Source organism: Teretinema zuelzerae (assembly GCF_021021555.1).
GTDB lineage: Bacteria > Spirochaetota > Spirochaetia > Treponematales > Treponemataceae > Teretinema > Teretinema zuelzerae.
This window is the reverse complement of sequence record NZ_JAINWA010000001.1, coordinates 1,266,479-1,281,060: the sequence shown is the minus strand read 5'-3', so window position 1 is coordinate 1,281,060 and position 14,582 is coordinate 1,266,479. Positions and strand designations below refer to the sequence as shown.

The window sequence follows — 14,582 nt, the reverse complement described above, 5'->3', positions numbered from 1 at the left end:
AAGCCTGAGGTTCCCGGCCGGCGGTTCCCGGCTTTATAGGTTCTCGACCCGGATTCTCAGTTCGTTAATCGCATTCTGGACCTCGCGCTTCGCGAGGTCTTTTTTTTCGGACCAATCGTCCTGGCTGAATTCCAGCAGGCGGTACAATCCCGATCTCACCTCGTCTAGATAATCATTAAATTCGCTCATGAGGTGCGTTCTGTTGTTATCCATGGTCTTTTCTTTCTCCGGCTGTTTGCAGAAAACGAACGACAAGAAACGCCGTGCCCGCCGCGATCATCACGAGGCAGAGAATCTGGCCCGTTGATAGATTCAGAAGGGACTCGTTCAGATATGTCGGCGAGGGCTGGCCGTTTGCCGTAATCCTGTAGCCGATATCCGCGTCCGGTTCCCTGAAATATTCGATGACGAAGCGGACTGCTCCGTAGCCGATCGTATAGACGGCGGTTATGAATCCGTTGAAGGGTCTTTTTCTCCGGAAAACGAGCCAGATGAGAGCCCACAGGAAGATTCCTTCGAAGAAGGCTTCGTAGAGCTGGCTCGGATGGCGCGGCAGGTTCACGAGCTGCGCTCCTTCGGGTATGACCATCCCGAGGGCGTCGGCTGTTTTCTTTACCCAGTCCTGCGAAAGGGGGAATCGCTGAGCTCCGGGAAATATCATTCCGAGCGGGCTGGTTGTTACCCTTCCGTAGAGCTCGCCGTTAAGGAAATTTCCGAGGCGCCCGAAGGTGTAGGCGAGCGGTATTGATGCTCCCATGGTGTCGCACCAGGCGAGAAAGCTTCTTTTGTAGCGGTGCGCCCACAGGATCATGCCGATCATGCCGCCTATGAACCCTCCATGATAGGACATTCCCTGCAATCCGGTCCAGGAACCGTCTTTTCCGAAGGGCCAGAAAATCAGCCAGGGCCGCATCCAGTAGTCGCCTGAGGGATCGTAGACGAGGGTCGCGAAAATCCGCGCGCCGATCAATAGTCCGGTGATGCCCCAGGTGAAAAAACTCAATACTTCGTCGTCTGTGACCGGTTGCGAACGATTTTCAGCTTTTTGAAGGTCTCCCGCCTTAACCTGGAAGCGGAACAATGCCCAAGCTGTCGTGAACGCGACAAGATACATGAGCCCGTACCATCGAAGCAGCGGAATTCCGGGTATTATCTCCGGCGTTATCCATGAAGGATAGGTGATGTACAATAACATGGCGGCCTCACTCGTTTTCTATGGGTTTGCAGATGATCTGTCCGGTGGCAAGATCAAAATAAAAAATGACATGGTTCTTTTGTTCGCGTACTTCATGGTATCTGCCGTGGCTTTCAAGGATCACGCCCGGGTATACAGTGTTTTCGACCCGTATTGAAGAAATGATGTGCGTTTCAAACTGTTCTTTCAGCGTAAAAATTCGAACCGTCAGCTTGTCGTTGCGCTTCATGAGCTCGAGCTTGGTTCGCCTCAGTTCGTGAATTCTCGGGTTTGTATTGGCGGTGCGCTTCATTTCTGCGTCGATTTTGTCGATTGTTTCCTTGATTTTAACGACTTCCCGCTCGCACACTTCTATCTGGTCGCTGACCAGGTAATTCTGGCCGAAGGAGATGCTTGTACGTATGGTTTTCGAGGATCCCAGTTCGAAGACCTCGAGCCCCTGGGACGCTCTGATGTTTCCGCCGAGAAGAACTGCCGGATTGCCCTGCATGATGATTTTTCCGTTAGTTTTAACGGTGCATTGGAAGCAATAGTTGTCGATGCTGATGTTGCCTCCGGCGAGGATGCGCGAATTCTCCGCGTACTGGAGATATATTTCTTTTTTCGCCCAGACGGTGCCCCGTCCTTTTCCTTTGATTCCGCCCTGCATTCGAACGGATTCGTCCGCGGATATTAACGCGACTTCGGCGTTCCCGAAAACCTGCAAGTCGCCCCCGGCCCTGACGGATCGGCCGTTTCCGACGTTGCCCGCTATTTCGATATCTCCAGGGAAGGCAATGTCTCCATTCTCTTCCGCAACGTCTCCGTCGATCCGCCACTGTTTCGAAACCTTGAGCTTGCCTTCATGTTGAACGAGCAGGCCGCCTGTCGCTGCGGCATAGCGGAATCCCTGTCCGTGCGGCTCCTTCAAGATGCTTTCGTCGTGGTCCGGTTCGCGCGTTTCCTGCGCCTGATTCGCCGGCGTTACCGTTCCGAATACATCGACGCCGTCGGATCCCGCAGGCAGCGTTTCTGTAATCACAATTTCGTCTCCGGCGTTGATCAGCGCCGGTTTATCGGCGCTACCGGGGTGTTTTTTCCATGCCAGGCGGACTCCGTTAGGCTTGACGGCCGGCAAACCGGATAAAAGTATGATATCAAGGGATTTGCGAAGATTCCGCGCGGTTTGGATGTCCTTTTCCAGCGCTTCGAAATTGAGCGAGCCTTTTATGGATTCCTTTGAAATCGCCTGTTTGACCAGTTCTATATCGAGCGGAGTTCCCGCCCCGATCTCGGGGGTTATTTTCAGGAAAGCCGTCATTTTGTCTTCAGATACGGAGATCTCTGCTTCCGCGTGCTTGCAGCTGACTACCTCAGCTCGAAGCTCGTGTCCCGTGCCGGAAGTAATCAGAAGACCTTCCCTCTCGGTTTTTACGCCCGAGGGTCCGAGGCTCAAGCCTCCATGGAGATGGATGAATGGATCATTTCCCGGCAATCCCGGGATTTCCTTTCCATAGACGTCGATCCCGGGCGTTCCCGGTTCTATGGGCGAAAACGAAAAAACGACGACGCCCTTTTCAACCGGGGCTAGCACTGTCTCCGAATTCAAGGCGACTTGCGGTTTGTTCGACGCAGAGGCGCGTGTATTCCGCGCGTCTATCAAACGTTTTAGCAGAACGTTTTTCTGCTCGTCGGGCAAAGGTTCAAAAAGAGGCACAAACTCCCTTTCGTTTCCCCTGCCAGGCGGTGTTCCCTGCGCCAACACGAGATTTGCAAGCTCCATATTGTCCGAGTCTTTGAATTCCGCGATCGCTGCCTGAATTTTTTCCGGGTTCATCCCGACGAGCCGGCTATTGTTCAATACGGTGGAGATGAGTTTCAGGTCGATCGGGTTTTTCGGATCGTCTGATTTTCGGATATACAAGGTCGCGCTTGTTTTCTCGGGTGCTACGGAAATGCGAACGTCGAAGGTCGGTTCCAGAACAACGGGGAACGATATCGCTTCGCCGGGCATGTTCCGCGCTTTTTCCAGGCTTCGCTCGAGAACATCGTCGGACAGGAGGGTGCGCGGATGAATCTTATGCTCGGCCGTCCTGGTTTTGAGCTCTTCAAGGGTCGGCAGCTGCTCCGGTTTAATGTTCTCGGGAGCGGTCAGATGCCAGCGACGGCTTTTTTGATTGAATGAGAGATCCCAGAGATTTCGCGCCATCTGTCCGGTCTCCTCCGCTAGAGAATAAAGCCCTGCTGCAAGGCTTTGGAGATTTTATTTTTAAGCAGGAGGTTTTCCTTTCTTAACACGGAAATTTCGTACTGTTGCGATTTGATGGTTTCAGCGAGATCTCCCATCGAGAGCGCTCCGCTTCCGACAAGCTCTTCTACGTAGTTCATGCGCGACTCGTGGTCTATCGCCGCCTCCATTTCCGCGGCCTGGAAGCTGTCGTCCGAAAAGGCGGCGATGTCTTCCATCGGCTCCGTTTCAGCCTGCAGAATTTTGTCGGCGATGCGGTACACCGCCTGGGAGAGCATGCACTGAGGTTTGTAAATGATGACCGGCAGCCTGGAAGCAAGCGCGGTATCCTGAATCGAATCTCTATATATCACGCCGAGGTGTTCCAGATCGATATTCAGATATTCCTTGCAGGATCGGCGGATTTTCAGCGCCTTGTCGGCGTCTTTCGGATCGTCGATCATGTTCATGACGAGTCGAGGCCGGAACGATGCCGCCTTTTTTTTGAATTTCGCGGCGCTTTCGGGATCTACCTTTTCGATTTCTTCCATGATGCGGGGAATGTACATGCGCTGCAGGGCCGCGCTGTCATGGCGCAGGTCTTCCAGTTTTTTCCATGCGGCAGAATCTTTTTTGAACGACCCGTACATCAGCCTGAAAACGGTGTTTTTGAGAAAAAGGTAGGCATTCAGCGTCGCCGTGACAGAGGGCGCGGTAACGACGATGCCCTGTCCGGATAACAGGAAGAAATCAAGGATGCCGAGGTGCGTTCCCGCTCCCAGATCCAGGATAAGATAGTCAGCGTTAGAAGAAAGAAAATTTTTCGTTAAGCTGTTTTTTTGCGGAGCCCGGAGGGCGGTAAGCCCCGGTATTTCAGAATCTCCCGGGATGAAGGAAACGTTCGGATAGTTAGTCGGCAGCACGATGTCCGAAAAAGACGATGAACCGGTGAGAAACGTTCCCAGTCCTGCTTTCGGCGCCTGTACTCCAAGGACGAGATGCAGATTCGATGCTCCCAGATCAAGGTCCGCGAGAAGCACTTTTTTACCGGCTTGACCCAGTGCGATCGCCAGGTTTGCCGAGAGGAGGCTTTTGCCTACGCCGCCTTTACCGCTCGCGACAGGAATTATTTGCATACTCTACGGTGTCTCCCCAAGCAAAAGATGAATACGAACGCGTCGCCGGCAATGCATAAAACCGCAGCCAGCAGGGTTCCCGCGAGAGCAATGTCTCCGGCCGAGACAAGCATGACCGCTTCCGGAGCGGTGCGATAGAGGAAGACCGCGAATGACGGAACCGCCGCGGCCTTGATGAGGCAGAGCAGCGGAAGCCAGCCGATAAAGCGTTCTTCGTCGGCTATTATAAGGAAGATAATTACCGGCGCCAGAACAAGCGTCCCCGCGGCGGCGTACCACGAAATCGGCAGGCTGCCGGCGAAGGAAGCAGCTCCCTGTTTGAGTATTATTCCTAGACGCGCAATTTCATAAAAAAGCATGATGGGAAAGGAAACCGATCTGAACCGCATTGTATTTAAGTCTACGCAACATGTGGTCTCCGGTCAAGTGGCAGTAGCATGGGCGTGCTTGACAAAGGTCTTTCTTCCTCTGACAATGAAAACATGAATCCAAAAAAACTCTGGTTCGGAGCGGCTCTTTTTTCTTCGGCTCTCCTTTTTTTCGTACTCGCGTCTCCTTCGGCCTTTGCCGAACAGGACTCAGGCTCAGACCGTTCCTCCGACCGGTATCTTCAGCTTTTTCAATATGTTTTTTCCTTTATACAGTCGAATTACGTCGATGAAGTCGATCCGAAAGTGCTGTATGAAGGCGCAATGAAGGGGATGCTGGATTCTCTTGAGGATCCCTATACATCATATATCGATTCGGAAAGCCTGATGGGGATGAATCTTAAGGACACCACCACCGGCGCTTTCGGCGGGGTTGGGTTGTCCATCACCAAGCCCCTTGTGTCCACGCCTGAAAAGCCGGCGTGGGTAGAGGTCGCTTCTCCGATAGAGGATACCCCTGGATGGAAAGCCGGGGTTCAGCCGGGCGATCTTATTCTTTCGATAGAAGGCGTCGATACCCCCGATATTACGATGGAAAGGGTCCTCTCTCTTCTGCGCGGTCCCGTAGGAACTACCGTGACAATTACGCTTCGCCGGGGAAAGGCGCTCGAATTTCCCGTTACCTTGAAGAGGGCTCTTATCGAGGTGCCTACGGTTAAATACTCGGTGATGGAGAACGGAATCGGCTATCTCAGGATCATCGAATTTACTCCGTTAACCGCCGAGAGGGTTAAAGAAGCGCTCTCCCTCTTTCAAAAAGAATCGTGCACGGGGCTGCTGATAGACCTCAGAAACAATCCGGGCGGCCTCATAACAAGCGTAGTGGACGTCGCGAATCTGTTTATAGACGAAGGGGTTATAGTCTCTACCCGGTCCCGGATCAACAATGAAAACCGCGAATTCCGCGCGTCTAAGGCGAAAACCGTCTTTTCTCATGATATTCCGATAGTCGTTCTTTCGAACCGGGGCTCGGCGAGCGCTTCAGAGATTCTCGCCGGCGCGTTGAAGGATTACAAGATGGCCTATCTCGTAGGAGAAACCACCTACGGGAAGGGGTCCGTTCAGCAGGTGATCGATCTTCTCAATTCGGACGCGATGAAGATTACAATGGCGCGGTACTACACCCCCAGCGACGCGAACATCGACAAGCTGGGCATTCCCCCGGATCTTGAAATCCTTCCTCCCGAGTTGACGGAAGAAGAAGAAAAAGCCCTCACCGAGCTGCTTCAAACGTCTGCGCTCGCAGATCTTGTGGCGGGAAAGACGGCCCTTTCGTCCAAGGACGCGGACGATCTTGCCCTGCGGCTGCAAAAACAGTACCCGGTAAATCTCCGGACGCTTAAGCAGCTGGTCAAGCAGGAATATTGGAGAACCCATATAGCCCCGCTCTACGATCTGGAGTACGACATCCAGCTTTCTCGGGGCATCGAACTGCTGTTGTCGGGATCTGTTCCCTCGCTGCTTCCCGGCACGAAGACGGTAAGAGAACTTCAGGAAGAAAAGAACGCCGCCTCTCTGGAAGAGAAAGCTGATACAACCGATCAGGAAATCTGATGAGACAGCTGGTGCTTGAGCGTCTTCCGGCGGCCGACGGAACGATTTCCCTTGATGGACCGGCATACCGGTATCTGGTGAACGTGTTGCGGGTTGCCCCCGGCGACCATCTCGATGTGAGGCTTCCCGGCGGAGGGCTTTCGGTAGCTACAGTTCTGCTGGTAGACCGGAAAGCCCGTTCCATACAGCTTTCCTGTCTCGACATCGAAGGGAATCCCTGCTACGTAGATCCGGTAATCGGACGCTCGATGCCTCCCCTTGCCGCTCCCGCCGAAGGGTTTCCCAAGATCGTTTTGCTTCAGTGGGTGCTAAAGGGTCCGAAAATGGATCAAGTCGTGAGGCAGGCAACTGAAGCCGGCGTCTGCGCGATAATTCCTGTCGTGGGAGAGCGTTCGCTGGTGAAGGATTCACGGGATATCGGGGGAGAGAAAGCGTCCCGGTGGGAGCGCATCGCGAAGGAAGCCCGCCAGCAAAGCGGTTCGCCGGTAGGCACCTATTTGGCCGATCCGGTTGAATCGGTTTCAATGCCGAAATTCTGGGATTCTTTTCTTTCCGCTCAATCCGTCGACCGATCGAAATGCCTGTCCCTGGTTTTAACCGAGGCCCCCCTTGCGCGAAAAACTCTCCATGAGTATTGTGATGGGGGACCCTCGTTGACGGCAATAGCTATCGGCCCGGAAGGCGGAATGACTTCCCGGGAATTGGAGCTTCTTGCCGTCGCCGGGTTTAATCGACTGCATTTCAATACAAACGTGCTGCGGGCCGAAACGGCCGCCTTGTATGGAATAGCGGCGGTTCAGGTATTGCTGACGGAGTCTGAAAAGTGGCAGTTGAAAGAATAGATTTTATGCGGGTTCCTCTGGATATAGTGCCTCCCGAGGATCTCGAACAGACGATATTGGAACTCCTTTCGCGCGAAGGTCCCCAACAGATAATGCTGGTTTCCCTCTGGGACGTGCTTCGCGCGCGCCGTCGCGGCGAATTCCGGTCGATGGTGACCTCCGCCGCCCTGGTGCTTCCTGTCTCGAAGAGCCTGATCCGCGGCGCCGCCTTCCTCAAGAAGAAAAAACCGGTTCGCTATTATCCTTTTTCGCTCTTGATTTCAGTGCTCGGCACCCTTGAAAAATACTATAAAACTCTCTATCTTCTCGGCGGTCAGCACCGGAGCCTGATGCAGGCGGAAAGAAACGTGCGGAGTACGTTCCCTCATCTGGGCATCGTCGGCCGGTTTGCCGGCGGATATCACCGAACTATGGAAAAAAACATTCTCACCGCGATAGCCAAAGCCCAGCCGTCTCTTGTTCTCATCGGAGACCGGATGCCCGGAGGACAGCGGTGGGTGCATCGCAACAGAAAGAATTTTCGCACTGGAATATTCCTCTGGAGCCGCGATGTGATCGACGTTTTTTCCGACCGGAAGCGGCGGGTATCCGAGAAGACCTTTGAGCGCGGATTGGAATATTTTCCCCTGCTTCTTAAAAATCCCTTAAGATTCTTTAGAATATTCCAATATTTGTGGTATAACATCCTGCTTTTAGCATATCGGATTTTCAGAACCGCCCGTTCCTGATCCCGGCTGTTCACGGTCTTCCGGTAGCGATGGAGGACCATGAAACAGGTATTTGTTCTGTCTTCGTCCAAAGCGCATCTTCTCGCTCTTGTCGCTGTCGCCCGAAGAATATGGGAAGTGTATTCTGTTGAACACCCTCGCGACTCATACAAGCTGCTTTCAGAAAAACATTGGGACGCCGCAATCGTAGATTTGGATGTTTCGGGAATCGATTTATATGATTTGTGCAGTTTCATAACCCGCCTCGATAAGGCTCCCCATTTATTTCTGGTTTGCCGCGGCGGATTTCCCCAAGCTCATGAACGTGCGGCAACCAGCAGCCTGGTTACCATGATATCCCTGTCGGGCGATGTACGCAGTTTTATTCATGCCGTATCTGCCGTTCTCGATTCCCGCCGGAACGAAACTTCTGTTCTCAATTCATGCGAAAAAGCCGATAAGGAAGCGCTGTGCTCCCGAATTCTGCTGGGAATAAGCCCTGCTATTCGCGATGTCCGCTCCCGATTGAAACGGTATGCGTCCTTGCCCCATCCCGTACTTATTACCGGCGAGACGGGGAGCGGAAAAGACCTTGCGGCCAGGCTATTGCATGATATTTCGATCAGGGCTAACGGTCCCTACGAGGCGGTGAACGTCAGCTGCATTCCTGAGTCCCTTGCTGAAACCTTTTTATTCGGTTCGCTCCGCGGCGGGTATACCGGCTCCAAGGACCTTCCCGGATGCTTCGAACGTGCAGATACGGGAACTCTTTTTCTTGATGAAATCGGAACTATGCCGGTCGCCATTCAACCCAGATTTCTGCGCGCGGTCGAAGAGGGCTGCGTCACAAGAGTCGGTTCGGCGGTGAAGAAAAAAGTATCGTGCCGGCTGGTCTGCGCGACAAACGCAAAAATCGGCGATGCTGAATCGACCGAGCGGTTCCGGGAAGATTTGTTATTCAGGATCGATTGTTTGCGAGTGAAAATTCCCCCTCTTCGCGAACGGCGGGAAGATATTCCTCTGCTGGCCGGACACTGCCTCGGCGCTCTCGGGAAGAATCTCTCCGATTCGGCGCTGAGAAAAATCATGAAGCATGAATGGCCGGGAAATGTCCGGCAGTTGTTTCAATGCTTGCGCCGCGCGGCGGCGGATTCCGACTCATGCCTCATCGATCCTGATCTGATCCAGTTTTAATATAGGCGATTCTCTGAAACAGAGCTTCCAGGTGCGCCGCCTCGCCCTCCGATAGCGCGGCTCGCGAGAGAATGCCGGTCAACAACCGCTCGTTTTCTTCTTTTCCGGAATGGCGATATAACCCGATATGCGAAAGGTGTCCGCTGAGGTTCTCCGACAGCGCGTTCAGCCTGTCGAGGGAAATCGGCTGGTACCCCCTGCCTCGCGTTTCAAAGGCGCGGAACAAGGAGTATGCAACCACTTGAACCGCGTGCGAGAGATTCAAAGACGGAAAATCCGGGCTCGACGGAATGTTCAGCGCAAGGGTGCAGCATTCAAGCTCTTCGTCGGTCAGGCCTGTTCGTTCGTTTCCGAATACCGCCGCGGCGAGGCCGTTTTCATGGGAAGCCGCGAAGGACGCGAATTGTTCCGGCGTCATCCCCCAAGACTTGCGTTTCTGGCCCATCCGCCTCGTAGTTCCTGCGGCGATGCTGCAGTCTGCCAGCGCTTGCTTCAAGCCTTCCACGGAAGGAGGGAAAAACTCCGCCCCTTCCCAGATTTCCGGCGCATGAACGGCAAGCGTTTTAACCTGCGTTTCGTCGAAATCTTTCTTTTCTCCGACGATGCGGAGCTGTACGCATCCCATATTCTTCATGGCCCTGCAAACTGAACCGATGTTTCTGCTTTCTTCCGGTCTGCAGAGTACGATAACGCATGGTAGTGGTTTCACGCGCGAATTCTCCCGTAATGCCCTTGTTATGTCAATATTGATGCGTTATCTTTTGTAAATGGTTTCGAGCGTATCTGGTAAAAAAGTTCTTGTCGTCGGTGGCACCGGCGGAATAGGGTTCGGAATTGCGCAATCTTTGAAGGATCGCGGCGCAGAAGCGATTCTGGTCGGCAGGCATTCGGTCCCTGGTTTCGATTGCAGAAAGATCGATCTTTCCGACAGTGCAGAATGGCGAAAAGTCCTGAATTTAGCCGAACAAACGGATATACTCTGTGCATCCTGGGGGCCTTTTTTACAGAAGCCCCTGCATGAAACAAGTCCGGAAGAGTGGCTGAACGTCGTTTCTTCAAATCTCTCCCTTCCCGGGGCTCTTGTTTCAGCCGCTCTGCCGTATATGCTTTCCCGGGGATGGGGCCGAATTCTCCTTTTCGGAGGAACTCGGACGGACACGTCGCGAGGGGCGCGGACAAACGCCGCGTATGCCGCGGCTAAGGCAGGAATAACGTCCTTGGTGCGTTCCGTAGCCCTTTCGTACGCTGCGGAAGGAATACAATGCAACGGCATTTGTCCGGGGCTTGTGAGAACAGAGTATCTCGATGCTGAACAGATTCGCAGTCTCGGCTCTAAAAACCCGGACGGAAAGCTCGTCGAGGTCTCTGAAATTGCGGATGCAGCCCTTATGCTGATGGAGAATTCCGTGTATAATGGGGTTTTGTTGCCTGTCGATAAAGGTTGGGCTCCCGGTCTTATTTGACAATTTTTTTGTATGTGTTTATAGTAATGATATTGGAGAAAATGCCGATAATCTGGACGGTAGGAGATATATGAACAATAACGCCATCATTCCAGGATTTGATGAAGAAAAAGATGATAGTCTAAAAATCCGTCTGGAGAAAATCTCTGAAATTGAGAATTGTGTAGTTCTCTACTTGAATGGATATATCGATACCTATAATTCCAGTTTCTTTCAAAAGCGCGTTTCTAAAGTAGTGGAGTCAGGTTACACCAGACTCGTGTTCAACTGCGGCGCTCTGAATTATGTATCATCAACCGGCATCGGATCCTTCACCGCGTTCCTGAAGACGGTAAAACCCAAGGGCGGAGACGTAGTTCTTCTTGAGATTCAGCCGAAGGTTTACGAGGTTTTTCAGCTTCTCGGATTCTCTCAATTCTTCAATATTAAGGATTCCTTAGCCGACTCCATCCAGTTCTTTAAGACGAGCGGAACAGAAGTGAAATCGGAAGTGTTTCCGAAGATTTTCGCTTGTCCGATTTGCTCGAAAAAACTGAAAGCCACCAAAGCCGGCCGATTCCGGTGTTCAGAATGCAAGACGATTCTGGCTATTGATAATAACGGCCAGGTTTTTCTTGGGTAATTTTTTATGTTGCCTGTTCGCCGAAAGTCGTAAGACTTTCGGCTTTTTTTTTGTTGACAGAAGATTTCGATTGTGATGTGAATCTCTTCTCGTCGCGGGTGTGGATAACTTGTGTACAAACCTGTACTAAATTCATAAAAAAATGTAACAAAAAGAAGGATTTTTTTTATTATACCTACTTGACTTTTTGTAGTAAAAAAAAGAACTTGCTAAGTCTTTGTATAGTATAGAAATAAGCATTTGTCTTGGTTTCTGTAAAGAAAACCGTACATTTTTTATAAGTTCATGCTTAACAAAGAAATAGTAAAAATCTATGTGTTTTTTCCCGGGACAAGTTGTGGATAACTTGTGCCCTTTTGGTAAGAAATCTTTATCCTGTAAATAAAAGTCCTTGAAATCGCCTAATGCTCATGTTAGGCTTGAGCATATGAAAAACACCCTGATGCTGCCCATTGTATTTTTAGCCTATTTGGGTTTATGGATCGGAGTATTAGCTCTTTTCTCGGTTTTGGGGAATGTCCTGCAGATGCAGCTTCTTTTGGAGGGGCGTTATGCATTTTTTCTCGGAGAAATCATATATCAGGGCTTGCAGCTGTTTCCCGCAGCGTCTCTTGTTGCGACCGCAACCCTTTTCCTGTACATAATGCGTCATAGGGTGCTTGTATCTGTTTCAATCGTTCTTTTTGTTCTGTTCTCAACTGCGCTGGTTTTCTGGGCAATTCCTGCGTCGTTCACCCTTCTATCGGAATATGCTCCTGCCAGGGCTGAATTGATAGATTCGGCCCGTATTTATTCCGAGAGATTGCCGTCATCGGGAGTCATTCATCATTCTTTGGGAAATCGGTGGATTTGGTTCTCGGAAACTCCAGCCGGAGATCTGAATTCTCTTGCTGTTGTACGGAACGAGAAAACCGCCGAAGACGAGGTCTTCTCGGTGTATCAGACTGCAGCGTATGTTCCTGGAACACGTACAATCCTTCCTGACGGCGAGGCAAATCCGATGCACGCTCTTGTAGTCGATAAGTCCTCATTCGTCGGTCTGCGGCAGCCTCCGTTCATTTCCGCTCTGCTTTCTGATGTCCATTTGATGTCCCATACTTTTTACAGATTGTGGTACGAGGATGCCTATGCATATTGGCTTCAAACAGGCGTATGCTTTTTCTTCATATTGTCCTTATTCGCCTGTACGCTATGGTCGAGCTGGCGTCTTTTAAACGCGGTCTGCCTATTCGCTGTATTGCGGGCGTTTTTTACTTTATGGAGAGTGGTAGTGTATGAGCGGAAGGTGAATTTTTTCGAGGAAGCGGTCGGGAACTATCTCCCTGAAGCCTATATGTATCCGCTATTTCTCGCTGTTTTCGCTCTTGCGTTGCATGCCGTCGGCATAGTTTTCGCAGTGCGGCGCGGCGTCACGTCCGCTTCGGAGAGGCCGCTGTATGACTGAGACCGCGAAAACGCTCCCGGTATTGCTCGCTCATTTCATCATCGGGTTGTGCGCTTCTCTCCTGTGGACGTTTGTGTCCCCGGCTCCTGAGTCGCTGATCGAACCGTTTATTCTGAATCACCGGCTTTACGAGGCCTTCCTTCTATTTATACGTTTTTTTCCCGCTCTTATGATCAGCGGCATTTTGCTTGGGTATGCGCTTTCTTTCGGCAAAGCGGCGGAAGATCCTCATGTGCGCTGGTCGCCCCGCTTTTTAAAGTATTTGAAGGGAGCCTTCCTGCTTTTTCTGGGCTGCGTCGCCTTTCAGGTGATCCTCGACGAAGGAGTCGCTCCTTCTCTCGAGTCTTCACTGATTCAATACCGATCAAGATCGGACGATTACCGCGAGTTTATTCATTTGGGTATTTCGGCCGAATCTTCGGGCGATTACGACGAAGGAGAACGCGCCGCGCTCTCGGCTCTTCAAATTTGGAAGAAAAGCTCGGAAGCGGAGAAGCTTCTCGAATCCATACGGTATTCGCGGGCGGATACTGCCGGGCGCATCGCAGAAGTTGCAAGCGTTCCCGTAAAGCCGCTCGATCTGATTCCCCCGGGAGCCGATTCTTTCGGGGTTCTGGAATTGTTGAAGAAGACTGAACAGGCGCTGGAGGAACGGGATTATTTTGCGGCGCATTATTACGCCATGAAGGCGTGGTCCCTGGCCTCGGATACCGATCCGAATAAAATCGCGGCGATGGATTATGCCGCGCATGCCTGGAACGAGATCGGCGAGGGTTCCAGCCGTTTTATCGATTCGGAAGAGAAGAGCGTGTATTCCGACAAGCTCGCGGGCTATTCGGCTCTTCAATCCGGCGACGCCCTTCGAGCGTATTATATATTTTCGGAACTGCAGGAGCGGATAAAATCGATAGACGGGCGCATCGATACCGATGTTGATCGTTTCTTGGTCATATCGCTTAACGCTTTGGCAGAGACGCATTTTTTCATAGACGAGACCGAAAACGCGCGGCCTTTCGAATCATCGCGCGATGTTTTTTTCACGATGCATCATCCGGACGGGTCTGCCGACTATGTATTCGTCAGGGGAATCACGTATTTGCGGTCGTCCGGACGCGATATGGCGTATTTGCGGGGATTCGAGCTTGTTCGTCTTGAAAAGGACGGTTCGATCCGATTTCATTTCGAAACTCCGTATGCAAAAATGTTCGCGGCCAGGGGGATGGACGGCAAGGAGAGGCCGCAGGTTTTGCTTCGCGCAGTGTCCAGGGAGTCTGAAGGAGTTACTTGGAGACCCATCGTTAAAAAGGGCTCTCCTTCGGAAGCGGAATCGGCAATCCAGGTTCTTGATATGCCGTATGATGATTTCGCCCTTGTGGTTTCCGCGAACCGCGGAATCAGGACAATGCAGCTGGCAGACATAATCCGCTTTATAAACCGGAGCGAACTCTATGGCTTCCCGAAACATGAGTTGTCGATCGAATTGATAAGCCGCCTGTCGGAACCCTTTCTTCTTATGATTTTAGCTGTGTTTGCCCTGGTTCTCGCCTGGAGATACCGGCTCGGGCAGAACAGTCTTTTCAAGGCATGGTGGGTTATAGCGGTACCGCTTTTTCCCTTTGCGTGCATCTATGCGGTCGAGACGGTTCGGTATCTTGCGCGGATCGTTATATCCCACATCGTGCAGGTTTTTCCGTCCCAGCCGATTATTTTGATATTGGCTGTGCTTTTTGCCGGTTTGTTCGGAGTTTCCGCCCTCTTTTTCGCTCAGCGCACCGAGTAGTTTTCCCGGAA

General features: G+C 51.9%; 14 protein-coding genes. 8 read left to right on the top strand and 6 right to left on the bottom strand.

From position 1 onward, the window contains the following. Positions 1-33 precede the first annotated feature (33 nt). Genes K7J14_RS05780 through K7J14_RS05760 form a run of 5 tightly spaced genes read right to left on the bottom strand, consistent with a single transcriptional unit; the run spans position 34 to position 4,926 of the window. The gene (locus K7J14_RS05780) at positions 34-213 is read right to left on the bottom strand and encodes a hypothetical protein (RefSeq protein WP_230754228.1); all 180 of its coding nucleotides are present in this window, start codon (positions 211-213) and stop codon (positions 34-36) included. Next, a complete protein-coding gene (gene lgt / locus K7J14_RS05775) occupies positions 206-1,195 on the bottom strand; it encodes a prolipoprotein diacylglyceryl transferase (RefSeq protein WP_230754226.1) in 990 nt (329 codons plus the stop codon). Before lgt ends, K7J14_RS05780 begins: the two co-directional genes overlap by 8 nt. 7 nt (positions 1,196-1,202) lie before the next feature. Continuing rightward, positions 1,203-3,383 carry a FapA family protein gene (locus tag K7J14_RS05770; protein ID WP_230754224.1) on the bottom strand — a complete coding sequence of 727 codons (2,181 nt, stop codon included), beginning with the start codon at positions 3,381-3,383 and terminating at the stop codon, positions 1,203-1,205. Positions 3,384-3,400: 17 nt separating this feature from the next. Continuing rightward, a complete protein-coding gene (locus tag K7J14_RS05765) occupies positions 3,401-4,537 on the bottom strand; it encodes a P-loop NTPase (RefSeq protein ID WP_230754222.1) in 1,137 nt (378 codons plus the stop codon). Beyond that, positions 4,528-4,926, bottom strand: coding sequence for a hypothetical protein (locus K7J14_RS05760; RefSeq protein ID WP_230754220.1), 399 nt, complete (start codon positions 4,924-4,926; stop codon positions 4,528-4,530). Before K7J14_RS05760 ends, K7J14_RS05765 begins: the two co-directional genes overlap by 10 nt. Before the next feature lie 93 nt (positions 4,927-5,019). On the opposite strand from K7J14_RS05760, the gene K7J14_RS05755 reads away from it, so the two are divergent. From K7J14_RS05755 to K7J14_RS05740, 4 genes are read left to right on the top strand one after another with little or no spacing between them, the layout of a single operon-like run. Further along, positions 5,020-6,519 (top strand): S41 family peptidase, encoded by a 1,500-nt coding sequence (locus K7J14_RS05755; RefSeq protein ID WP_230754218.1) that lies wholly within the window; start codon positions 5,020-5,022, stop codon positions 6,517-6,519. Beyond that, entirely contained in the window at positions 6,519-7,361 is an 843-nt protein-coding gene (locus tag K7J14_RS05750; protein ID WP_230754216.1) for an RsmE family RNA methyltransferase, read from the top strand. Before K7J14_RS05755 ends, K7J14_RS05750 begins: the two co-directional genes overlap by 1 nt. Beyond that, positions 7,343-8,089 (top strand): WecB/TagA/CpsF family glycosyltransferase, encoded by a 747-nt coding sequence (locus K7J14_RS05745; protein ID WP_230754214.1) that lies wholly within the window; start codon positions 7,343-7,345, stop codon positions 8,087-8,089. The genes K7J14_RS05750 and K7J14_RS05745 overlap by 19 nt, the downstream gene beginning before the upstream one ends. A gap of 39 nt (positions 8,090-8,128) precedes the next feature. Then, complete coding sequence (locus tag K7J14_RS05740) at positions 8,129-9,262, top strand: sigma-54-dependent transcriptional regulator (protein ID WP_230754212.1); 1,134 nt, start codon at positions 8,129-8,131, stop codon at positions 9,260-9,262. Here the strand turns inward: K7J14_RS05740 and K7J14_RS05735 are convergent. Continuing rightward, positions 9,234-9,971, bottom strand: a complete 738-nt coding sequence (locus K7J14_RS05735) for an RNA methyltransferase (protein WP_230754210.1) — start codon at positions 9,969-9,971, stop codon at positions 9,234-9,236. The two genes, K7J14_RS05740 and K7J14_RS05735, sit on opposite strands and share 29 nt — an antisense overlap. Before the next feature lie 58 nt (positions 9,972-10,029). Between K7J14_RS05735 and K7J14_RS05730 the strand changes: the two genes are divergently transcribed. From K7J14_RS05730 to K7J14_RS05715, 4 genes are all read left to right on the top strand, one after another. Beyond that, positions 10,030-10,725, top strand: coding sequence for an SDR family NAD(P)-dependent oxidoreductase (locus tag K7J14_RS05730; protein ID WP_230754208.1), 696 nt, complete (start codon positions 10,030-10,032; stop codon positions 10,723-10,725). Between the two features lie 70 nt (positions 10,726-10,795). Continuing rightward, entirely contained in the window at positions 10,796-11,347 is a 552-nt protein-coding gene (locus K7J14_RS05725) for an STAS domain-containing protein (protein WP_230754206.1), read from the top strand. 427 nt (positions 11,348-11,774) lie between these two features. Beyond that, positions 11,775-12,791 (top strand): hypothetical protein, encoded by a 1,017-nt coding sequence (locus tag K7J14_RS05720; protein ID WP_230754203.1) that lies wholly within the window; start codon positions 11,775-11,777, stop codon positions 12,789-12,791. Beyond that, a complete protein-coding gene (locus K7J14_RS05715; protein ID WP_230754201.1) occupies positions 12,784-14,571 on the top strand; it encodes a hypothetical protein in 1,788 nt (595 codons plus the stop codon). Before K7J14_RS05720 ends, K7J14_RS05715 begins: the two co-directional genes overlap by 8 nt. The last annotated feature ends 11 nt before the right edge of the window (positions 14,572-14,582 follow it).